This window comes from Brevibacillus sp. IT-7CA2 (assembly GCF_949767855.1).
Taxonomy (GTDB): Bacteria; Bacillota; Bacilli; order Brevibacillales; family Brevibacillaceae; genus Brevibacillus.
Genome location: NZ_CATKQT010000022.1, coordinates 603,601 through 624,189, shown reverse-complemented (window position 1 = coordinate 624,189; position 20,589 = coordinate 603,601). Strand labels below are relative to the sequence as shown.

Annotated in this window: 21 protein-coding genes; 10 read left to right on the top strand and 11 right to left on the bottom strand. The window is 44.6% G+C overall.

Annotated elements, in window-relative coordinates:
• Positions 1-39: 39 nt before the first annotated feature.
• Positions 40-1,245 (bottom strand): CaiB/BaiF CoA transferase family protein, encoded by a 1,206-nt coding sequence (locus ACM6JA_RS15985; RefSeq protein ID WP_414853067.1) that lies wholly within the window; start codon positions 1,243-1,245, stop codon positions 40-42.
• Positions 1,246-1,427: 182 nt separating this feature from the next.
• Here ACM6JA_RS15985 and ACM6JA_RS15980 point away from each other — a divergent pair, with 182 nt between their 5' ends.
• From ACM6JA_RS15980 to ACM6JA_RS15970, 3 genes are all read left to right on the top strand, one after another.
• On the top strand, positions 1,428-2,336 hold the full coding sequence (locus ACM6JA_RS15980; protein ID WP_414853066.1) for a LysR family transcriptional regulator: 909 nt from the start codon (positions 1,428-1,430) through the stop codon (positions 2,334-2,336).
• Between the two features lie 119 nt (positions 2,337-2,455).
• The gene (locus ACM6JA_RS15975; protein WP_414853065.1) at positions 2,456-2,875 is read left to right on the top strand and encodes an SRPBCC family protein; all 420 of its coding nucleotides are present in this window, start codon (positions 2,456-2,458) and stop codon (positions 2,873-2,875) included.
• Positions 2,876-3,247, top strand: a complete 372-nt coding sequence (locus tag ACM6JA_RS15970; protein ID WP_414853064.1) for an ArsR/SmtB family transcription factor — start codon at positions 2,876-2,878, stop codon at positions 3,245-3,247.
• A 126-nt stretch (positions 3,248-3,373) separates the two neighbouring features.
• On the opposite strand, the gene ACM6JA_RS15965 is transcribed toward ACM6JA_RS15970, so the two are convergent.
• Positions 3,374-3,937, bottom strand: a complete 564-nt coding sequence (locus tag ACM6JA_RS15965) for a hypothetical protein (protein ID WP_414853063.1) — start codon at positions 3,935-3,937, stop codon at positions 3,374-3,376.
• Between the two features lie 273 nt (positions 3,938-4,210).
• Here ACM6JA_RS15965 and ACM6JA_RS15960 point away from each other — a divergent pair, with 273 nt between their 5' ends.
• Complete coding sequence (locus ACM6JA_RS15960) at positions 4,211-5,176, top strand: DHH family phosphoesterase (RefSeq protein ID WP_414853062.1); 966 nt, start codon at positions 4,211-4,213, stop codon at positions 5,174-5,176.
• A gap of 57 nt (positions 5,177-5,233) precedes the next feature.
• Here ACM6JA_RS15960 and ACM6JA_RS15955 read toward each other — a convergent pair whose 3' ends face one another.
• The gene (locus tag ACM6JA_RS15955; RefSeq protein ID WP_414853061.1) at positions 5,234-6,712 is read right to left on the bottom strand and encodes an Lsa family ABC-F type ribosomal protection protein; all 1,479 of its coding nucleotides are present in this window, start codon (positions 6,710-6,712) and stop codon (positions 5,234-5,236) included.
• A gap of 441 nt (positions 6,713-7,153) precedes the next feature.
• Here ACM6JA_RS15955 and ACM6JA_RS15950 point away from each other — a divergent pair, with 441 nt between their 5' ends.
• Positions 7,154-7,783 (top strand): hypothetical protein, encoded by a 630-nt coding sequence (locus tag ACM6JA_RS15950; RefSeq protein ID WP_414853060.1) that lies wholly within the window; start codon positions 7,154-7,156, stop codon positions 7,781-7,783.
• A 112-nt stretch (positions 7,784-7,895) separates the two neighbouring features.
• Here the strand turns inward: ACM6JA_RS15950 and ACM6JA_RS15945 are convergent, their stop codons facing one another.
• Positions 7,896-8,744, bottom strand: coding sequence for a VOC family protein (locus ACM6JA_RS15945; RefSeq protein WP_414853059.1), 849 nt, complete (start codon positions 8,742-8,744; stop codon positions 7,896-7,898).
• A 404-nt stretch (positions 8,745-9,148) separates the two neighbouring features.
• Between ACM6JA_RS15945 and ACM6JA_RS15940 the strand changes: the two genes are divergently transcribed.
• From ACM6JA_RS15940 to ACM6JA_RS15930, 3 genes are all read left to right on the top strand, one after another.
• A complete protein-coding gene (locus ACM6JA_RS15940) occupies positions 9,149-10,342 on the top strand; it encodes an MFS transporter (RefSeq protein WP_414853058.1) in 1,194 nt (397 codons plus the stop codon).
• Entirely contained in the window at positions 10,335-11,726 is a 1,392-nt protein-coding gene (locus tag ACM6JA_RS15935) for a M14 family zinc carboxypeptidase (RefSeq protein ID WP_414853057.1), read from the top strand. Before ACM6JA_RS15940 ends, ACM6JA_RS15935 begins: the two co-directional genes overlap by 8 nt.
• Positions 11,727-11,821: 95 nt before the next feature.
• Positions 11,822-12,325 carry a GbsR/MarR family transcriptional regulator gene (locus ACM6JA_RS15930; RefSeq protein WP_414853056.1) on the top strand — a complete coding sequence of 168 codons (504 nt, stop codon included), beginning with the start codon at positions 11,822-11,824 and terminating at the stop codon, positions 12,323-12,325.
• Positions 12,326-12,416: 91 nt separating this feature from the next.
• Here ACM6JA_RS15930 and ACM6JA_RS15925 read toward each other — a convergent pair whose 3' ends face one another.
• Both ACM6JA_RS15925 and ACM6JA_RS15920 read right to left on the bottom strand, forming a co-directional pair.
• Positions 12,417-12,911, bottom strand: coding sequence for a DUF1541 domain-containing protein (locus ACM6JA_RS15925; RefSeq protein ID WP_414853055.1), 495 nt, complete (start codon positions 12,909-12,911; stop codon positions 12,417-12,419).
• 109 nt (positions 12,912-13,020) lie between these two features.
• Positions 13,021-13,500, bottom strand: coding sequence for a MarR family winged helix-turn-helix transcriptional regulator (locus ACM6JA_RS15920; protein ID WP_414853054.1), 480 nt, complete (start codon positions 13,498-13,500; stop codon positions 13,021-13,023).
• Positions 13,501-13,710: 210 nt separating this feature from the next.
• Here ACM6JA_RS15920 and ACM6JA_RS15915 point away from each other — a divergent pair, with 210 nt between their 5' ends.
• Positions 13,711-15,096 (top strand): MFS transporter, encoded by a 1,386-nt coding sequence (locus ACM6JA_RS15915; protein ID WP_414853053.1) that lies wholly within the window; start codon positions 13,711-13,713, stop codon positions 15,094-15,096.
• A gap of 170 nt (positions 15,097-15,266) precedes the next feature.
• On the opposite strand, the gene ACM6JA_RS15910 is transcribed toward ACM6JA_RS15915, so the two are convergent.
• Positions 15,267-15,677 (bottom strand): serine hydrolase domain-containing protein, encoded by a 411-nt coding sequence (locus tag ACM6JA_RS15910; RefSeq protein WP_414853052.1) that lies wholly within the window; start codon positions 15,675-15,677, stop codon positions 15,267-15,269.
• 324 nt (positions 15,678-16,001) lie between these two features.
• Complete coding sequence (locus tag ACM6JA_RS15905; RefSeq protein WP_007721669.1) at positions 16,002-16,346, bottom strand: winged helix-turn-helix transcriptional regulator; 345 nt, start codon at positions 16,344-16,346, stop codon at positions 16,002-16,004.
• Between the two features lie 268 nt (positions 16,347-16,614).
• Between ACM6JA_RS15905 and ACM6JA_RS15900 the strand changes: the two genes are divergently transcribed.
• Positions 16,615-17,205, top strand: a complete 591-nt coding sequence (locus tag ACM6JA_RS15900) for an NAD(P)H oxidoreductase (protein WP_414853051.1) — start codon at positions 16,615-16,617, stop codon at positions 17,203-17,205.
• A gap of 140 nt (positions 17,206-17,345) precedes the next feature.
• Here ACM6JA_RS15900 and ACM6JA_RS15895 read toward each other — a convergent pair whose 3' ends face one another.
• From ACM6JA_RS15895 to ACM6JA_RS15885, 3 genes are all read right to left on the bottom strand, one after another.
• Positions 17,346-17,696, bottom strand: coding sequence for a VOC family protein (locus tag ACM6JA_RS15895; RefSeq protein WP_414853050.1), 351 nt, complete (start codon positions 17,694-17,696; stop codon positions 17,346-17,348).
• 131 nt (positions 17,697-17,827) lie between these two features.
• The gene (gene lpdA, locus ACM6JA_RS15890; RefSeq protein ID WP_414853049.1) at positions 17,828-19,273 is read right to left on the bottom strand and encodes a dihydrolipoyl dehydrogenase; all 1,446 of its coding nucleotides are present in this window, start codon (positions 19,271-19,273) and stop codon (positions 17,828-17,830) included.
• The gene (locus ACM6JA_RS15885; protein ID WP_414853048.1) at positions 19,274-20,575 is read right to left on the bottom strand and encodes a dihydrolipoamide acetyltransferase family protein; all 1,302 of its coding nucleotides are present in this window, start codon (positions 20,573-20,575) and stop codon (positions 19,274-19,276) included.
• Positions 20,576-20,589: the final 14 nt, after the last annotated feature.

Genomic DNA, 20,589 nt, shown 5'->3' with positions numbered 1-20,589 from the left:
TTCAATATAGATTGATTTTCTTCTTTGGCTTGTATTAGACTAAGATTTATCCACTTGATTTTTAATAACGCCTTGACTTAGCAAAGCGCCAATCTGTTGCTCAGAATATCCAATCTCAGACAGAATTTCATTTGTATGTTCACCAGATTTTGGTGCCAACTTTCGAATTTTGCCCGGTGTTTCAGAGAGTTTAATCGGTGGGGAAATCAGTTTTACCTCGCCAAGCTCTGGGTCATGAAAGGTTTGAAACATGTTTCGTTCCAAAAATTGAGGATCTTCCTCTAAATCTTCCAGTTGATTTATGGGCGAAACACAACAATCTACTGTATCAAAAATTTCCATCCATTCCTGTCTTGTTTTTTGCATCAGAATGGATTGAATCTCTGCCTTCATTTCATTTTGCTCAGCATCAGATGTGTGAATTTTCAGAACAAAACTTTTCCTACCGATGACTCTGCAAAAATTCTCCCAAAATTTTCGTTCTGATGCACCAACGGACAAGTATCTACCATCTTTCGTTTCGTATACGTCGTAATTGGCTTTTCTTCCAGACACATCAAGTTTGCCACGTTCTTGTCGTTCTTTCGTCGCTAAATAGGATGGCAGAAGCACCTGCAACCACGAAAGCGCTCCATCCATTATCGAAACATCAATAAACTGCCCTTTTCCAGAGCGTCCTTTTTCAAAAAGAGCCATTAATACTCCAATTGTTCCCATCAATGCTCCCCCACCTATGTCTCCAATCTGTACGGGAGGGACAACTGGTTTTCGATCACTTTCACCAAAAAATTCTAGCAATCCCGCATAACTGATAAAATTGATATCATGTCCCGCTTTTTTAGAATAAGGTCCAGTTTGCCCATACCCGGTTATGGCACAATAAATGAGTCCGGGGTTGATCATTTTTAAAATGTCATAGCCGATCCCAAGGCGATCCATCACTCCAGGCCGGAACGATTCCACCACAACGTCTGCGTTTTCAACCAGCTTCAAAAAAACTTCTTTCCCTTGCTCTGTTTTTAGATCCAAGCAAATACTTTTTTTATTGCGATTGACAGAATGAAAAAAGGCACTGTCGTCTCCGAGCTTTGGTTGTATCGCTCTGGCATAATCGCCAAGCTCTGTGTCTTCAACCTTTATCACCTCCGCTCCATAATCAGCAAGAAGCATGGTACAAAAAGGACCTGGTAACAATCTTGATAAATCTAAAACACGAACCGAGTCTAATGCAAAAGACAAATTCATCACCCTTTCGATCGTTCACAAACTCCCATATTGTAAACGCTGTCATTTCGAGTGTAAGTTTGCTTTTCATTTTTTAAAAGTTTAGAAAATTTAAGGTGTGTTATGTAAATATTAATAGCTCCCATAAGTGTGCAACCCTAATAAACAGCTTGAATGAAAATCAATGTTGGAGGAATGCAGCTATGCGTATCGAGCAACTGATATACATAACGGAAATAGCGAAAACAGGCTCTATTGCCAATACGGCGGAACGTCTTTTTGTCTCTTCCCCAGGTATTAGTCTTGCGATCAGCAGTCTGGAAGAAGAACTCGGTGTAAAGATTTTCGAACGCTCACGAACTGGACTGGAGCCAACCGAAACAGGAAAAAAACTAATCGAAAGAGCGCAGGACATAATAAACCGTATTGAGGAATTTAAAAGCGAGGCAAAATGTGAAGCCTCCGAAATCGAAGGACAACTCTCCATCTCTGCTGTTCCGGGCATGTGTAGGAGTATTGTCCCGAAAACATTGGCTGCCATTAACGAAAAATTTCCGAAAGTGCATTTGCAAATAAAAGAAACACATCTTTTTCAAGTGCGGAAAGATGTGTTGAATGGAGAGGCGGATATTGGAGTCATCTACTCTTTTCCCTCTTCCCAGGAAGAAAACCAGCAACTGGCAGCCACACATATCATTGACAGCTCCATGATGGTTTGCTTTCGAAAAGATTCTCCATTGGCAAATAAAGATGAAATTTTCATGGAGGAATTGCATAAATACCCTTTTGTTGCTTCCGCGAACGTGGGCGACACCAAAAAATTTCACGCCTTTATCTTTGGGGAATATCACAAAATAAACTTCCTGGTCCAGTCGCAAAACTATGAAACAAAAAAGCATTTTATTTCGCAAGGATTGGCATTATGCCTTGAATCGGACATAACGACCAAATCCGATCCGTTTTTTCAACGTGAGGATATTGTCGTTAGGCCACTCATTGCGAAAGAACAAAAGCTCTCTTATTATTGCATCAAGCTAAAAAACCAAAATTATTCCGTTGCAGGCAAGGAGTTTTTAAAAGAACTTCAAGCCCAAGCGAATCAAATCAAATAATGAATAGGTAGCGCCGATTGGAGGAAAATTACCATTTACATGATACCAAAAGGTGTTATATTATCATTAAGTAAAACCTAAAGGTGTTATATTTACAAAAACGAAACGGAGAGATTTTTGTGGAGCAAGTGCAAGATATTAAACAAACGATCGTTTTCGAGGCGCCTATCGAAAAGGTATGGGAAAAAGTATCGACTGCTGAAGCGATTTCTACATGGTTTATGCCCAACGATTTCCAGCCGGTGGTAGGTCATGAGTTTCATATCCAATCCCCTTTTGGACCTTCGCCATGCAAAGTGTTGGAGGTAGAAGCTCCTCATCGCCTTTCTTTTGCTTGGGATACAGACGGTTGGGTAGTCTCGTTTCTGTTGAAAGACTTGGGTGATAAAACGGAGTTTACCCTGATTCATGGTGGTTGGAAAGCAGCGGATGAGATCATCGGAAAAGCAAACGAGAAGAGCGTAGTGATCCGCGACAGAATGAATCAAGGTTGGGTTGGTATTGTTCACGAGCGTCTGAAAAAGGTTGTGGAAGGCTAAATGTCTGCTTCAGCAGAAAAAGTTGATGTATTTCAAGCGATCGCTGACCCTACTCGTCGAGAAGTACTTCGCTTGCTAGCTGAAAAAGATTTGCCGATCTCAGCGATTACCTCTCATTTCCCCATCAGCCGAACTGCTGTGGTCAAGCATCTCCATATTCTTGCGGATGCAGATTTGGTCACGGGACATAAGGTAGGTCGGGAGAAAATCTATCGGTTGCATCCTGGCCCCTTGACCGAAGTAAAACAGTGGCTTTCCTTTTACGAACAGTTCTGGAACAACAAGCTGTCCATGCTCAAGCATTTGGTGGAGACGGATGGACAAACGGAGCTTACGGTCGTGCAAACAGAGCCGGATCTACAAAGGAAATAGGTGTGTCTTGCTCTTCCCCCTTGATTGTTTTACGCAAATCAAGGGGGATTTTTGATCCATCGAAAGAAATAGCAAAAAGACTGCCGATTATCTCGACAGCCTGGTGTTGTTTGATTACACAGTCGATTACTTATTCAACAGCTCAGTCAGTTCGCTTGATTCGGTCAATTGCAACGGTGCGGTTCCATACGTTTTGCCATCTTCTGAACCAAACATATGGTCTTTGTTGTCACCGCTCAATACGAAGAACAATGTCTTCGCCTTCACTTCAGCTTTGTTCTCTGTGCCTACATGAGCCGGCAATGTGTTTGTTGTTATTTCCGCGTAGTTGAATTCAACAGCCAATGCTTCCTTCTTGTCCTTTTCCACCGCTTGCGTGCTTTCGTCAAAACGCATTTCATAAGCCGGTGTCGCAAAGCGTTTATCTGTTAAAGAAAGAATTTCCTTGAACTTTTCATCTTCTGGCTTCAGGGATGTTTTCTCTCCCTGCTTGTATACCACGATTTCTTGCGGAGCCACAAGTACTTGCTGCTCCTCTTTCTTCGCTTCTTCTGGCTTTTGTGTCGTTGCTTCACCAGCTGGCTGCTGGGCTTGATTTTGAGTATTTGGTTGCTCAGCAGTTTGCGTGTTGCCGCAAGCGGTCAGGACTGCTAGCAGAAGTGCTGCTGGGATCAATGTAGACTTTTTCATGTTGAGAACCACCTTTTACATTTTCTCTCCATTGCTCTACTCGGTTAATAAAAATAAGGGCGATCGCGAACAATCGCGGACACGCCCGTGCGGTTGAACTGATACATGGAGTGTTTTTAACCCATGCATTATATTATAATCAAATTAAAATTGCAAATAATCACCAGTTGAAGTCTCCAGGCAAACATACCTTAATGATGATGGGCAGAATGGGAAAAATATTTCGTGGTAGTAAAATAGAAATGACGGACTCGTGTCATAAGGAGATGCCAAATGAATCATCAAAAAGTTGTTCATTTCAGTGATAAGGACTTGGATGGCGAGTCGTGTGCGATCCTGAGTTATCTTGCTTTTTCCAATCAAGAAGTCGTTTCCCGCGGAGTGACTCCGTACACGGTCAATCAAGAAGTACAAAAGTTTATGGAAGAAGACCTTACCCGCGATATGTATGTTGTGATTACCGATGTGAGTGTCAGTGACGAGGTGGGTTCACTGATTCAGAAAAAAGTCGATGACGGGCATGCTTTTGTCTTGATTGATCATCACCCTACCGCATTTCCATTGGCTTCCAAGTACGAATGGGCAAACGTTATCACGGAAGAAGCGGGAAAAAAGACCTCGGCAGCCAGCCTTTATTATGATTACCTGGTAAACCAGGGGCATCTGACCCCTACAGGTATTCTCTCTGACTATGTGGAGCTGGTTCGTTCTTTTGATACGTGGGACTGGGATGCGACTGGGCTTGTTCAAGCAAACCAGCTCAACATTTTATTCTATATGGTCGAACGGGATACATTTGTGCAAAACGTGCTCGGACGCTTGCGTGGTGATGATGTACATACGGATCAGTTCGTTTTTAACGAAATAGAATCGATTCTCATCTACACAGAAGAAAAACGAATCAATGAATTTGAGCAAAAAAAACTGAAGCAAATGAAGGTGATCCCCGTAGAAATCGATTTAGAAGAGCCAAAAACGTATCAAGTCGGCGTTGTGTTCCTCGAACAATATCACTCCACAACAGGAAATTTCCTATGTAAGAATGCCGAGATGATCGATTTCGTCGCGATGCTCGATCCCGGGAAAGGCAGAATCAGTTTTCGTACCATTCGAGATGATGTGGATCTGTCCGTGATCGCACAGCATTATGGGGGCGGCGGTCATCCAAAAGCTTCAGGCTGCTCCTTTACGGGCGTTACGTTAAAAGCCTTCGTGTACCCAGCTCTGAAAACGAACTAGAACAAGACAAAGAGCCAAGCAATTGCTTTGGCTCTTCTTGTTTCCAGTTGCTGTACGTTACAGTTCAACAATCTTCGTAGCAATGTTATTGCAAAACTCCCTGTCATGCTCCACAAAAAGGATCGTTGGCGAGTGTTCGAGAAGCAGCTCTTCAATTTGCATGCGCGAAATGACATCAATAAAGTTTAGCGGCTCATCCCAAATATGGAGATGGGCTTTCTCGCAAAGACTTTTCGCAATCAATACTTTCTTCTTCTGACCGCCGCTAAAAGCGGAGATGTCCTTCTCAAATTGCACGCGGGAAAAATCCAGCTTTCGCAAAATCGATTTAAACAGGCTTTCATCAATCCCGTTGTCTCGCGCAAAGTCCGTTAGATTTCCCTTTAGATGGGAAGTGTCTTGAGATACATACGAGATTTTCAGTTGGCTCCCCTTTCGGAAGGTGCCAGAATGATCGATGTTTTCCCCGCAAATGAGCTTGAGAATGCTGGATTTTCCAGAGCCATTCTTTCCTGCCAGCGCAATACGCTCCCCCTGTTCAATCTTAAAATTGATATCTGAGCAAACCAGCTTCTCTCCGTAATAAATCGAAACCTTCTCTAGTTCGACCAATTGATTTTTATGATAAGCAAGCTGTGAAATCTTTAAGCTATCCTGGTTTTCAATGTTTTTCAGGAGCTTCGATTTTTCATCGATTGCGGATTGCTGTCTTTGCTCAATCGATTTGGAGCGTTGCATCATTTTCGCTGCCTTATGTCCAATATATCCTTTATCTACCTTGGAACCGGAATTTAAGGTACCATTTTTCGTTTTTTCCACGGCGTGCGACCAGTTGCTTGTTCGTTTCGCTGCATCCGATAAGCGTTTAATGTCTTTTTTCAGCTTCTCGTTCTCAGCGAGTTCATAGTTATCCTGACGCTGTTTATTTTCCCACCAATCGGAGAAATTGCCTTTTTGAACTTCGATGTTGGTCTTATTGATGGAAAGGATGTGATCGACGCAGTTATCAAGAAATGCTCGGTCATGCGACACCAGAATATATCCGCTTTTACTATTGAGGTAATCACTGACGAGCTGTCGTGCATGCATATCTAGGTGATTCGTTGGTTCATCAATTAACAAAAAGCTATTTTCCTTAAGAAATAAGGCTGCTAACATTACTTTCGTTTGCTCACCGTTGGACAAGGATTCGAAGGGGCGATACAGGACATCCTCCGATACATTGAGGAGCGAGAACTCACGCATTAATTCCCAAAGCTGATAGTCTGGGATAATATCTTCGATAATATCAAGCGTAAGATATTCCTTGTGCTCGACTTGGAAAGGAAAGTATTCAAAGCTGACATGCGCGGTGATCTTTCCGCTGTACTCATATTTTCCCAGCAACAGATTGAGGAAGGTCGTCTTCCCTCTTCCGTTTCTTCCTGTAAAGCCCAATTTCCAATCTGTATCGAGTTGGAAGCTCACGTTTTCAAAGATATTATCGAAACTGCCCTCATACGCGAACGTCAGGTTCGTCACATTGATTAATGACATACAATCATCCTCCTGTATTAAAAATCAAAAAGCTACAAGAAAGTTACCCTCTCTTGTAGCTCAAATAAATACAGCAAATCCAACTCAAAAAGGAGTTAGATAAGGATATATTGATTGAGTGAAAAGATAATGTAACTTTCTTGCGTAGAAAGAATAAAACATGCGATGAGTATCGCTTTTCTGTTTTATTTTTTAAGCAAGAAAAGAATCCATTATACCTTTCAGCTCCTGTCATTGATTTAACTGGATTTTATCATAACCATAATTTAGTTGCAACTTAATTTTACTTAGCTTACCCGGTGCTGCATAGGAGTTCCATCAACCATCGCGGTATTATATAATTTTTTCCAACAAAAGAAGGAATTTACAAAACTATTTTGAATTTATCTAATCGTAATTGAATTCATTTTATTTCTTGCATACATATGGAGGAGAAAAGCTATGAAAAAATTGGCAAAAAGTTTGGGTATTCTCGTTTTGGCATCATCATTCCTGATCGTCCCGACTCAAGCAGCAGATGCGGGAGCAAAAGGAAAAGAGTCTTTCGTCCGTCCACAAAAAAATATCTTTGAAGGAAACTGGCGGTACGGTGATACGTTAGTAGTGGCATACGATACGTTCTTTCCGAATGGATGGGTCTCTATTGAAAAAGAGCCACATCGTAATGGTCAGCTTGGCTATGAAGTAGCAAAATATATTATTGGCGCTAATTATGGACAGGTGGAAAGAATCTACAGCTTTAACATCCCTTCTGGCTGGGTAGAAATCGGTCGAGGTTATAACAGCAAGAGACAAGCTTATTTGGATATCAGAAATGAGACGAAAAAACGATACCAACCTCAAGAGCTGGAGAATAAATGGGTCGCTACCAGCCAGCCTGTACCCTATGGCTGGGTCGTAGTAAATCTAAATCTCTTTGAAAAACATATCGTAAATATCACCAGTATCCCTACTGAATCCAGCATTGAAGCGATCAAGCATCCTTCGCCATCCTTTGCTTATGAAATACCAAGAGGCTGGGAGATCACTGTAGACGGACAGAATTCTCGAATCCTCACGAGAAAGTACTAAGAAAAACGGATATAATAAATAAACGACCTGTAGGTAGCACGATGGAAAACCATTCATGCAACCCACAGGTCGTTTTCGTTATGCGAAATGAAAGCTCTCCTTCGCCTTCCAATTACATGTGCAATTGAATCCGATTTCCAGAAGGATCCTCCGTAACAAAATGACCGCTCTCCTCCCGAACGGACGCACCGATTTCTCTTAACTGAGTGATTACACGATTTCTCGCTTCCTCATTCGGGAGCACCATGACAAACGATTCGAGTCCTGGACTTTTAGGATGTGGCGGTGGAGCGCCGACACCCGCCCACGTATTCAACCCGATATGATGATGGTACTTTCCAGTGGAGATGAACAGTGCTTGTGCTCCATACCGGTTCACTACTTCAAAGCCAAGTCCTTTGGTATAAAAATGTTCAGCTTCGTTCAATTTCGATACATGCAGATGAATATGTCCCATAATGGTCCCAGCAGGCAGACCTTTCCACGCTGTTTGTTCCCCATTGGACAACAAATCTGTAAAATTCAGTGGATCCGTTGCCATGTCTACGGTGCCTTCATGCCAGCTCCATTGATTAGGATCACGATCGACGTAAATTTCAATCCCATTTCCATCCGGGTCCGATAAGTATAGCGCTTCACTAACGAGATGATCTGAAGACCCGATACGCAAATTCAACGCAGAGAAGTGTCGCACAACGCTAGCCAAATCAGAGCGTTTTGGCAACAATAGCGCAAAATGATACAAGCCTGTCGTATGATTTTGTTTCGGTAGAGCGTCATGGAGTTGTTCAATGGATAGCAGCACTGTTTTGCCGTCCGCAGTCAGTTCCGCCTTTGTGGCAGATTGGTTCAAGATTTTAAATCCGATCACCTCCTGATAATAAGCCAGGGATCGATCCAGGTTTTGCACCTTGAGATTGACTTGTCGGACAAATGTATTCGGGCTTTGATGAAAATTCATGGGAGTGTTCCTCCTCGTTTTTATAAAATGTTATTTTTCGTACTACAGTCAAGCTGACCATAAACGACTGTCTCTATTCAGTGATGAACTTGCATTTCTTTTACTTACTATTTGTAATAAGCTTACTATAATACATTATTTGTGGAATGTCACGAAAAAAAGAGCAATACGTTTCATTCGTATATGGCCCAACATGTATTCGGGCTAATCGGCTAGCTCACTTATCCCGTGTTCACTGAACAGCATAGAGCGCACCCCAAAAAGCTCATTACCCATACTCAAAATATTCCTATTCCAATGTTCGGGAGACAATATTTTCACTCGTTTCAGTAATTTCAGTATTGACTAAAATAACTGAAAATACTTAAGATAATACACATAACACATCTTAGGAGGTGATGCATATGAAAAAGGCTGCTTCGATCAGTGCTATGCTCTTGTTTGTTACTTCGCTCGTAGGGGTTCTTGGCTCGTACAGCATCATTATGGCATTACCACTTATTGGAGAGGAATTTCATCTGAACCCAGTGGAACAAGGTGCGATCGTGAGTGTTTATTTTTTGGGCTTCGCGATTTTTACCATTCCAGGAGGGATCATTGCTGATAAGCGAGGATCGAAGCAGATTATTGTGATCAGCTTGGTACTGTGGGCAATATTGACTGCGCTTACAGGGGCGGTCACAAGTTTTGCAGCCTTACTCGTTATCCGTTTTTTGTTGGGGTTTATCGATGCCCCACTACTGCCTGCTATGTTAAAAGCAATTGCCGAACGAACACCAGCCAACATCCGTACGACCACATTATCCATCGTTTCATCAGCCGAACCAATTGGGACTGGACTTGCCCCTTTTCTAGTAGCACCGTTGATTGCGATACTGGGATGGCAGGAAGCTGCTTTTGTTACAGCAGCAATCGGCCTGATCTTGGCCCCCATTCTCGGGATATTCCTTCCCCGTCCTTTCGTAATTGAACAACCTTCATGCTCTACATCAAAGTCGAAACCTATCCCTTTCATGTCTCTTTTCCGGAACGGGCATTTGTGGAAACTAACAAGTATGCTCTGCGGCGTACAAATCGTGATGGTTGGATGCTTGACATGGGTACCTACCTACTTAACAACTGAAAAACATCTCTCTATTACCCAATCAGGCTTATACGCATCGCTTCCTCTTCTCATTTCCATGCTTGGCAATTTGGCTGGCGGTTGGTTGTTTGACCGTTATTTTCATCAAAAGTTTCGAACGATGGTCATTCCGTCCCTTCTGTTCGCAACGATTTTCCTTACGCTTATGATCCTATCTGAAAATGTCAACCAGTTTTTGTTTTTTGAGTCGATCTCTTTGTTTTTTCTCTCCCTTACCACTCAACCTATTCTTGGACTTACCATGCGTATCATTCCCTCAGACGCTTTGGGCACTGCTAGTGGCATCTTGTTAACCGGAGGAAAACTGGCAAGTATTCTTACACCAATAGCGATGGGCGCATTCATTCAGGCGTTCTCCTTTCAAGCTGGTTTTTCCTTGTTGCTAGTAGGTGCAGGAATCGCTTTTGTTTCTTCCTTTCTTATCCATCTCAAAAGGAGTGAGGAGCTTGACTGATTTTATACAAAAACTGCTGCAAGACATGCCTGATTACTCGCGTTTTCTAACGATTGAGGAATTGGACACCTCTTCCCGTGAATTGGCAGCTGCCTTTCCACATCTTGTTACCCTCAGTACCGTTGGTCACTCTACTGACGGACACCCAATCCTCATGCTGCGAATTGGAAATGGTCAGCATCGCGCGCTGTTCGTCGGTTGTCCGCATCCGAATGAGCCGATTGGAGCTCTATCCCTAGAGTACCTCAGCAAAAAGCTATGTGAGGATACTGCCCTATTAGAGCAAATGGATTATACCTTTTATATCGTCAAAGAAATCGATGTAGATGGTTGCCGACTGAATGAAGGATGGTACGGCGGCCCCTTTTCTCCAGACCGTTACATCCGCAGCTACTATCGTCCCAGTATGCTCGAACAGGTTGAATGGACTTTCCCATATGCGTATAAAACGTTCAGCTTCAGCGAGCCCATTCCTGAAACCGTAGCATTTATGCGGGCGATTGATGAAGCCAAGCCGCATTTCCTCAACAGCTTGCACAGCTCCGATCAAACCGGAACGTTTTATTATGTATCGACTCCTCTTCCTGACGCTGTGTGCCAACAGATCATAAAACTGACCCATGACCATCAATTACCGCTGATGATCGGCGAACCGGAAGCGCCATTCATGCCACCTATCCAAGATGGTCTTTATCAGCTGCCTGAGCTGTCTACTATGTACGATTACTACGAAAGTATCCTGCCTACTGGAGAAGACCCTGCGAAAGCAATCCTCATGGGGGGCTCATCCCGCGATTATGCCGGGGCACGTTATCATACCTTTTGCCTTGTTTCGGAATTATCGTTGTTTACGGATCCAAGGATGGGAGATAAGTCTGAAACCAAACATAGCTACAAGGATGCTACGCTGGACATAGCCAAACTGGAAGAGGAACAGATTGCTTTTTTATCCAAACAGTACCAAAGCGCACAGGCATTCATAACGGTACCAACCAGATTTCAGCGATCTGTAGAGGATTTTCTGATCGGTATGGAGGAAAATCGCTCCCATCATTTAAAATTAGCGGAAAGTGATGCAGCTTTAGCGCGCTTCGCAACAGTAGCTGAAATGTTTGACTTGAAACTACGCAGTTTATGGAGCTCTCTATGCTGCTGCAGCATGCTGATCCGCATGCTAGATGCCCAGCCCGAAAACATCACCCTTTCAGAGATTCGAGCAGATTCAGAAAAATGGCTGGATCAAGGCTTGCAAGAGCTACTCTCCTTTTTTAACTGGTCGATGCGTCCGCTTCGCGAATTGTGCGGTGTCCAGCTAGGTTCTGCCTTGATGATCATGGAGTACCTTCGTCAAACCCATGAAAGCACTGCCACGCCACTAAAATAATGAATGCCGTGAGCGCCTGTCAGCAGAGCAGGCGCATTTTCTTTTGGTATTTTCTGAAGAAAGCGATGACGATTGGTAGTATAATAGACAAAAGCATGGAAATCGGGCAAAACGAGGAAAAAGGAGTCATGAAGTTGGACAAATTAACGGCGGAAACGATGCAATTGATTGAAGAAATGGCTCTCCATCACGAAAATCAAGGATTATCCAGAATTGCTGGTCGGATTATTGGACTGTTGATGGTCTCACAGGAACCCCTTTCATCCGAGCAGATTGCCACTACCTTGCAGGTCAGTCTAGGAAGTGTGTCTACCAATCTGCGCATTCTTCAAAAATTTGGATTCGCAGAAAAAAAGAGTGTGACTGGCGACCGTGTGAGCTATTACATCATGGCACCAGACTCAATTGAGGAAGAGTTTATACAGGGTTTAGAGAGAATCCTATCATTAAAGAATGTCATAGAAAAAGGAATGCAAATTGAAAATTTGAAGCAAAGTGAGCTAGTTATGCAGCGATTCCATGAGACGCTGGAAGCAATTGACCTATACAGGGAATCTCTCAACCAAATGCTCGCTGAGTGGAAGTCTCGTCGCATGTAACATCAAACAGCTCGTATCAATGGAAAAGTAGAAAGGCAGCTTAGGCGCTGAAAAAGCCACGGCTGCCTTTTTTCATAAGAGATGGCATCGATCATTTGACTGGTGATAGCTCGTTTTCCGTCACCCATTTGTAGTTCTTAACTTCTCCTCCCCCTGTCGTGGGAGTGTAATCGATCATATAGACAGTCGTTGTATTTGCCGTATCAAGCTTGGCTGATGCATCGAGCATCCCTTTCACATGATCCGCCTTCAAGACGACTTCCGTTCCCGGATTATACGGTTGCTTGATATGGTTCTTGATTTCTTCTTGAATGATCCATTTATAACCCTTCACAGGGGGCTCACCCGTTGTAGGCGTATAGGTCACTGAATAGGCTGTTGTGTCGTAAGCCCCCACAATTTTCGCTTTCGCCCCTTGCATCCCCGGTTGGTGACTTGCTTTCAAGATGACTTCACTCCCTATTGTAAACGTAGGTTTCGGTACAATCTCTACTTGCTCCAGCACATCCGGTGCAGCAGCACCGCCACATGCACTTAACCCCATCGCGGTAATCAGCATAAGTGATATCAGTTTCCATTTTTTCATTCCAAACACCTCGAATTCTTTGTTGTCTGTCCGTAGTCGATTTCCTCTTGATGTAAGGTATTATGGGTACACAAGACCTTCCTTATCCACTTTCATCCTGCTTGTTGCTTTACTTAAATGCATCCTTGGACGGGATTGACAAATCCTTGTTTTCAATCAACTGTAAAAGCAGAGTGTAGAATTGCTTCCGCTGCTCAATTGGCAAATCCTCGAGTATATCTTCGGCAATATCCGTTTGCAGTGCCAAAACTTGATCAATGCTGGATTGGGCTAATTCCGTGAGCTGGATCAAGGTGGCACGGCGATCAGTCGGATCAGGGATCCGCACCAGCAGCTTGTCACGCTCCAAGGCATCTATAAAATCTGTGACGGTGCGCGGCTTTACACCCAATTTTGCGGCGAGCTCGTTCATGCGAATTTTTCCAGCTTCTGAAACGATAGAAAGCAACCGTAGCCTTGGCCCAGAGATATGGTATGGAATATCAAGCGCAGCCAATTTGGTCTCGAATTCTCGCTGAATAGAATTGGTGGCACGAATCAGGATGTGAATGATATCAATCGCTGGTGGACTCATTTGATTGGGAAACATGGTAGACCTCCTTGACAATTGTGCGAAAAACGAATACCCTCTATTACAGAGGTTACTCACTATTTTATAGTTATTTAGTGAGGAAACTCACTATGAGGAAACGCACTAATTTCATCGGTATTCTCATTATTGTAGCGAATCTTACGCTATTTGCAAATTCGAGTGGTCTGAATGCCTATTGAGAACTACCCTGGAAATGGAGGAATACACATGAATCACTCCGATTTTGCCATGGAGAATAGCAACAAGCTCCTTCGAGTCCTTGTCGTCACCTTGATTTTTTCGGTCATGAATGGAACGATGTTTAATGTAGCTTTACCGGAAATTGCACAGGAATTCCATCTGATGCCTTCGCAGGTTAGTTGGATTATGACAGGATACATGACCGTCTATGCCATCGGCTCGGTTGTTTTTGGCAAGCTCGCTGACCAATATAGGCTCAAGGACCTTCTGACATATGGTCTCCTTATTTTCGCAGTCGGTTCCATTGCAGGGATGCTCGCCAGCGAATATTGGATGATCATTCTTGGACGTATCTTGCAAGCCTCTGGAGCATCGGTTCTGCCAGCGACCGCCATGATTATTCCGATTCGCTATTTCGCTCCTGAACAACGAGGACGAGCACTTGGTACGTCTGCTGTCGGACTCGCCTTGGGAAATGCGTTTGGTCCGGTGGTGGCGGGCCTAATGGCTAGCTTTGGAAGCTGGCGCATGCTGTTTCTTATTTCTTTGCTACCGCTCTTTACTCTCCCATTCTTCCGCAAATATTTGGACGATGAAAAGGGAGCGCCTGGATCGATAGACTTTCTCGGAGGAGGACTACTGGCTTCAACGGTTGCTTTGTTTCTCCTGTCGATTACTGAGAGTAGCGGACTGTTATTCGCAGGGGGAATTGTGCTGTTGGCCATGTTCATTGTCCGAATTCGGACTGCCGAACATCCCTTTATTCAACCTGCATTATTCCGCAACCGAAGCTTTTCAGTAGGCTTGTTCATCGCTTTTCTATCGACAGCCCTGAGCTTTAGTGTCATGTTCATGACCCCGCAATTTTTGAGCGCACTCAATCAGTTGTCTGCCGGAAACATCGGCTTTGTACTTTTCCCTGCCGCAATTGCCTCTGCACTCTTGGGACGCAAAGGTGGTTTGCTCGCAGATGAACGCGGGAACTTCTTTGTTGTCTCGCTAGCTGCTTTCTTAATGCTCGTATGCTTCAGCCTGCTCTCAACCTTCGTCGGCATCTCGCCAATCACCATTGCTGTCATTCTCATTTTGAGCAATGTAGGTCAAACCTTCATGCAAATTGCCTTGTCCAATACACTTTCGAGAACGCTCGTGAAGGAACAGACAGGCGTCGGCATGGGACTATTTTCGATGCTGAACTTCATCTCAGGTGCCGTTGCTATGAGCCTGATTGGAAAAGCACTAGACAATCAAAATGCAACGATGAAGATCAATCCACTGGCAAATCCGGCAGCATCTGTGTACAGCAATATCTTCCTCCTGCTAGCCATTCTCATCATGGGAGTTTGGATGCTGTATCGCCTGCAGTTCCATGCCAGTAAAACTCTTGTCCATACAGACGAACCATCCAAGTAAAATGTTTCATGTAAAAAGAAACCAGTTCTAAGGACCTGCTCGTGTCCTGAACTGGTTTTCGTTCTATTCCGCTGCAAGTAGTATGTACTGTCTGAATAAAGCAAGCGGCCGCAAAGACTGGTCGTACAGCTCACTGCTACACACAACAATCATCTTTTTCGAAGGAACAATCAGTATGTACTGCCCTCCAAAGCCAAGGGCAAAATAGTAGAAGTTGTCCTCTGTCCAGTCATCGCTTGAATCGATTCTTGAACCCATGCTGCTGGAGCGATTTGCTTGTCTTGCCATTGACCGACTTGCAGATAGAGTAATCCTAGCTTTGCCATATCACGCGAAGTAAGGCGTAATCCGTCTCCCCCGTTATGAATCCCTTGTCCGTCCGAATACCAATACGAATCTTCGATGTTCAGAGGTTGAAAGAGATACTTTTTGGCAAAATCATATGTGCTCATTCCTGTTGCCTTTTGCAGGATGGCAGACAATAAATGCGAACAACAAGAATTGTAATTCATCTTCTCTCCCGGTTGGTAAAGCAACGGTCGATCCAGCACAAATCGCACCCAATCCGGACTGTGGAGCATCCGGGGAAATGATTGCCACTCGCCGAACTCTGGCCAATCGAAGCCGGGTTCATCGTGAGCAAATGAAACAAGGTAATGGAACCTTTAGCGGGATCGACAGACTTTTGATCTTTTGAAGTTTTTGCGCTTGCTTTGCTTCTTGTTTTTATGATATTCGTAAGCCCGATAACCGACTTGAATGATGAGGCAGCTGACGACCTTTTCTTTTCTGATCTTTCTGTCAAATTCATTCAAAAGCTCTGTGTCTAACCGCGTTATTGCAGGGTCTGCAAGTGGAAACAAGGGGGAATGCCCGTGATTGTTCCTCCTCCGACCGATTGGTATTTAAGACTCTTTCCCTGGTATTTCCCCCCGAAGGTATCGTTCGCCCCATTCACACATGAGATCCATGATTGGTTTGAGCGTTTCACCCAATTCACTCAATTCATACTCGACCTTTGGCGGTACTTGGCTGTACACGGTCCTGATGACAATTCCGTCCTCTTCTAGCTCGCGAAGCTGCTGTGTCAGGATTTTTTGGCTAATGTCCGGCATTTGTTTTTTCAATTCGCTCGTTCTTTTTGGGCCATAGTATAACTGACATAAAATTAAGGTTTTCCATTTGCCACCTAAAACATCTAGCGTTGCTTCAGAAGGAATCTGGTATGTATGTTTGAGCTTTGGCCTCATTGATTGGCTATCCTCCCTCATTATTTACGATTTTTTCAGGAACCTTTTTGTTCCTATGTTACTTTTTGGTATCGAAAGCACAAAAAAGTGCGTACTTTTCACATTCCATTATATGGTTCATGATTCGGATATACCAGCACCTTACTTGTAAAACAGGAGGCAAGGAACATGGCGAATCGCGTACTGATCGCGGGAGGCAACATGCGAGATGAAAGCGCATCAAAGATTTTGGCGTACAAATTACTACAAAAATAGAGGGGGTATGAAAATGAAAGTACTGACAGTTGTTACCCATCCACGAACCAATTCCTTGACCTTTGCCGTTGCAGATCGTTTCGTTCAGGGCCTAAAAGATGCAGGACATGAGGTTGAAGTTTTGGATTTGCATCGCAGTGGTTTTCATCCTGTTTTATGGGAGGAAGATGAGCCAGATTGGAACAATGGAGATAAGAAATATTCCGCAGAGGTCGAGATTGAAATGGAGCGCATGAAAAAGCACGACGCGTTAGCCTTCATTTTTCCGATCTGGTGGTTCAGCATGCCAGCTATGCTAAAAGGATATATCGATCGCGTCTGGAACAACGGGTTTGCCTATGGTTCACGTAAACTACATCATAAACATGCATTGTGGATCGGTCTCGCAGCTGCTCCTGAAGATCATTTTCAAAAAAGAAATTATGACCAAATGATGGTTCACCACCTCAATGCAGGAATCTCCAGTTACGTCGGGATCGACGATTCGAGGGTTGAGTTCCTTTATGACACCTTGGCGCAAAATCCTGCGCATATCGAGCAGCTGTTGGACCGTGCATATCAATTGGGATTGCATTATGGGAGAAAAGAGAGCCTCCAGGTATAAAAAATGTCTTTCTATCGAAGCCAAAGGTGGGCGTTGCAACTTTATCGCCCACCCCTTCTGACTTACTGGATGTTTACAATAAAAAAGAAAGCCCCCTTTTCTTATACGAAAAAGAAGGCTTTCGGCTATGTGCATACGCGTTACGCAAGAACCTCAACTGTAAATCCACCAGGAGCTTTCACATAAAACGTCCAACCATGCGATCTTACTGGCGATGCTACTTTGAAACCATCTTCTTTTAAGCGTTGATTGATTTCATTTACTTTCTCTTCGCTCTCCTGGATGAAGCCGATATGAAATGTCTTGGGATATTGGACTTCGGCACCCTTCATTAAGGTAAACACCAAGCCGTTATCGTCAAATAAGACCCCAAAATTTTCGCCACGGGCATCTTCCGACGTATCTAGCTTTTTCAGGCCAAAATATTTCTCCAAGAAATCAGAAGCAGCTGGAACATCTGTAACAGTAAGATTGACGTGATTCAATTTCATAATGACCACACATCCTTTGCACGAGATTAATTCAAGCGTAGCACATTCATGCAAGTGCTAATCTTGACAGGCTCAGAGGCTGATCAGAGTCATGAATATCCGTCACCTATCTTTAAGGTTTCACGATAAACCTATTTGCTCACAGCTACTTTTGATTTGTTTACGATATGAATCGCATGACCTAACACCGCTTCGGCAGCCTCCAGCCATACCTCGCTTAAAGTCGGATGCGGATGCATGGTTAACGCCACATCTTCTACACGTGCAGCAAGCTCAAGTGCCAGCACACCCTCCCCGATCAGATTCGATGCATCAGCACCTACAACGTGCATTCCCAACAATAAATGACTTTCTTGATCCACTATCACTTCCGCAAAACCTTCTCCTTCATCCATGGCGAGTGCTCTGCCATTCGCTCGATAAGGGAACGCCGCTGTCTTGACTTTGTACCCTTGAAGCTCAGCCTCTTCGCGTGTCATCCCCACACCCGCTATTTGCGGCTCGGTAAAAATCACATAAGGTACAAAAGGGGAATCTACGCTGCTAGGTAGACCTGCAATCACCTCGGCAGCCACAATCCCTTGCTTCGTCGCACGATGGGCTAACGCAGGGCCAGGTGTTACATCGCCGATGGCATAAATATGCGCCTTGTTCGTACTGCCAGTCGGTGTCACGGGAATATAGCCTCGCTCGTCCATTTCTACTCCCGCCTGCGCAAGTCCGAGTTCACCTGTGTTAGGCACTCGCCCTATAGTGACGAGCGTTTTATGTGCGGTGATACTTTCGGAACCGTTCTTTTCCGAAGTGCATGCGAGTGTGACTCTTCCGTTCGCTACCTCAGTCTTCTCTACTTTTGTCGCGAGCTTTACTGTCATCCCGAGCTGTTTCGCCTGCTTGAGCACTTCCTGAGAGAGATGGGCAGCTGCTTGCGGCAAAATACGCTCGGTTGCCTCAATGATGGTCACCTGCGATCCAAGCTTGGCGAAAGCCATCCCGAGCTCCATTCCAATATAGCCCCCGCCGATTATGGCCAGTGTTTCCGGTACTTCATCCAGTGCCAGCATATCAGTAGAATCCAGAATATAATCTCCATCTGTTTTCAAAAATGATGGAATGAATGGACGTGATCCTGTCGCGATAATCGCTTGTTTAAATTTGTACGTTTCAAAATCGCCACCCGTCTCGACACCTATCCGATCACTCGAGAGAAATGTCGCTGTCCCCTTCACGACTGTAACCCCATTGGCCTGACAGAGATAATCGACCCCTTTGTTCAGTTGAGCAACGACAGAAGACTTCCACGTCTGCCAGCTCGGCATATGGAAGGTCGCTTTCCCTGTCGGCAGTTGGATTCCAACCTTATTCAGACTACTTAGCTTGTGGTATTCGCCTGCTGTATGAATCAATGCTTTCGACGGGATGCATCCGCGATTCAAGCAGACCCCACCCAGTACTTCTTTTTCAATCAGAACGACTGATTTTCCCAGCTGTCCAAGACGAATAGCGGCTGCATAACCTCCTGGCCCACCACCGATGACAACCACATCTGTTTCGACTGCTACTTCGCCGACTACCATCTATACCATCTCCGCAAACAATAGATTCGGATCTTCCAGCAGCTCCTTGATCCGGTTGGTAAAACGTACCGCCGTCACGCCATCGATCAGGCGATGATCAAACGAAAGTGACAGGTTCATCATCCAGCGAATAACCCCTTCATCCTCACGCACGACCCAGCGCTTCTCCATTTTGTGCAAACTGATAATCGCCACTTCGGGGTGATTAATGATTGGAGTTGCTTGCAGCCCCCCGATTGGTCCTACATTGCTGATCGTGAAGGTTCCACCTGTTATGTGCTCCATCGTCAATTTGCCTTCTCGTGCCAAGCGTGCCAGTTGATCGATTTCTTCTGCGAGTTGAAAAATCGATTTGTGGTCTGCATCCTTGATGACTGGTACGATCAAGCCCTCAGGCGTATCGGTTGCAATGCCGATATGGTAAAAGCGCTTGAGCAGGATTTCATTCGTACGATCGTCAATCGATGCGTTCAGCGTCGGGAATTCCTTCAGTGCAATGACCAGCGCCTTGATAAAGAAGGGCAGGAAGGTCAGCTTGATATTTCGCTTATCCGCATGTGGCTTTAACTTTTCGCGCAAAGCACGCAGCTGATCCATCTCCAGCTCATCGACAGAAGTAACATGCGGGATGATTGTGACTGATTTCACCATATGCTCGGCAATCTTTTTCCGGATGCCTTTTAACGGTAGCCGTTCGATATCTCCCTGCGACGAAGTGGCTGCACGAGTAGCGGTTCCTGTTTTCGGCTGAACAACCGGTTCAGTCTCAACCGCCACTGTACTTGCCTCCAACAGACGCTCATTGCCAGGAGCCGTCGTCGGAAACTTAGCTGGTGCTGATTTTTGCAGTCGATTGGCGACTTGGCGCAAATCTTCTTCCGTCACACGCCCTGCTACTCCTGTACCCGTGACCAACTCGATATCCAGCTTCATCTCCCGTGCCAGCTGCCGAACGTATGGCGTGGCCAATGAGCGGCGGTGATCAGCACGAGCTGGTGCAAAATTGACTGTCTTATCCGGGTTTACGACCTTTTCTGGAAGCTTTGTCTCTTCCTTCTTTGCTTCCGTTCCTGCATCTATCACGAGAAGGGTAGTTCCGACCTCTACTGTTTCCCCTTCCGATATCAAAATTTCACGAATGATGCCAGTCACTGGCGCAGACAACTCAGCATTCACCTTGTCTGTCTGCACCTCCAGCAATGGCTGATCCAGTAGAACGGATTCACCTGTGCGAACCAATACTTTTACGATTTCTCCTTCATGCATACCTTCTCCCACATCTGGAAGCTTGAACTCAACCATATGACTCGCTCCTT

Excerpts from the sequence above, each read along its gene's own strand:
- ACM6JA_RS15955 (WP_414853061.1), bottom strand. The coding sequence starts at position 6,712 with ATGTCATTAATCAATGTGACGAACCTGACGTTCGCGTATGAGGGCAGT.
- ACM6JA_RS15980 (WP_414853066.1), top strand. The coding sequence starts at position 1,428 with ATGCGTATCGAGCAACTGATATACATAACGGAAATAGCGAAAACAGGC.
- ACM6JA_RS15945 (WP_414853059.1), bottom strand. The coding sequence starts at position 8,744 with ATGAATTTTCATCAAAGCCCGAATACATTTGTCCGACAAGTCAATCTC.
- ACM6JA_RS15965 (WP_414853063.1), bottom strand. The coding sequence starts at position 3,937 with ATGAAAAAGTCTACATTGATCCCAGCAGCACTTCTGCTAGCAGTCCTG.
- ACM6JA_RS15960 (WP_414853062.1), top strand. The coding sequence starts at position 4,211 with ATGAATCATCAAAAAGTTGTTCATTTCAGTGATAAGGACTTGGATGGC.
- ACM6JA_RS15930 (WP_414853056.1), top strand. The coding sequence starts at position 11,822 with ATGGAAATCGGGCAAAACGAGGAAAAAGGAGTCATGAAGTTGGACAAA.
- ACM6JA_RS15940 (WP_414853058.1), top strand. The coding sequence starts at position 9,149 with ATGAAAAAGGCTGCTTCGATCAGTGCTATGCTCTTGTTTGTTACTTCG.
- lpdA (WP_414853049.1), bottom strand. The coding sequence starts at position 19,273 with ATGGTAGTCGGCGAAGTAGCAGTCGAAACAGATGTGGTTGTCATCGGT.
- ACM6JA_RS15950 (WP_414853060.1), top strand. The coding sequence starts at position 7,154 with ATGAAAAAATTGGCAAAAAGTTTGGGTATTCTCGTTTTGGCATCATCA.
- ACM6JA_RS15900 (WP_414853051.1), top strand. The coding sequence starts at position 16,615 with ATGAAAGTACTGACAGTTGTTACCCATCCACGAACCAATTCCTTGACC.
- ACM6JA_RS15915 (WP_414853053.1), top strand. The coding sequence starts at position 13,711 with ATGAATCACTCCGATTTTGCCATGGAGAATAGCAACAAGCTCCTTCGA.
- ACM6JA_RS15925 (WP_414853055.1), bottom strand. The coding sequence starts at position 12,911 with ATGAAAAAATGGAAACTGATATCACTTATGCTGATTACCGCGATGGGG.
- ACM6JA_RS15895 (WP_414853050.1), bottom strand. The coding sequence starts at position 17,696 with ATGAAATTGAATCACGTCAATCTTACTGTTACAGATGTTCCAGCTGCT.
- ACM6JA_RS15905 (WP_007721669.1), bottom strand. The coding sequence starts at position 16,346 with ATGAGGCCAAAGCTCAAACATACATACCAGATTCCTTCTGAAGCAACG.
- ACM6JA_RS15970 (WP_414853064.1), top strand. The coding sequence starts at position 2,876 with ATGTCTGCTTCAGCAGAAAAAGTTGATGTATTTCAAGCGATCGCTGAC.
- ACM6JA_RS15910 (WP_414853052.1), bottom strand. The coding sequence starts at position 15,677 with ATGCTCCACAGTCCGGATTGGGTGCGATTTGTGCTGGATCGACCGTTG.
- ACM6JA_RS15985 (WP_414853067.1), bottom strand. The coding sequence starts at position 1,245 with ATGAATTTGTCTTTTGCATTAGACTCGGTTCGTGTTTTAGATTTATCA.
- ACM6JA_RS15920 (WP_414853054.1), bottom strand. The coding sequence starts at position 13,500 with ATGTTTCCCAATCAAATGAGTCCACCAGCGATTGATATCATTCACATC.
- ACM6JA_RS15885 (WP_414853048.1), bottom strand. The coding sequence starts at position 20,575 with ATGGTTGAGTTCAAGCTTCCAGATGTGGGAGAAGGTATGCATGAAGGA.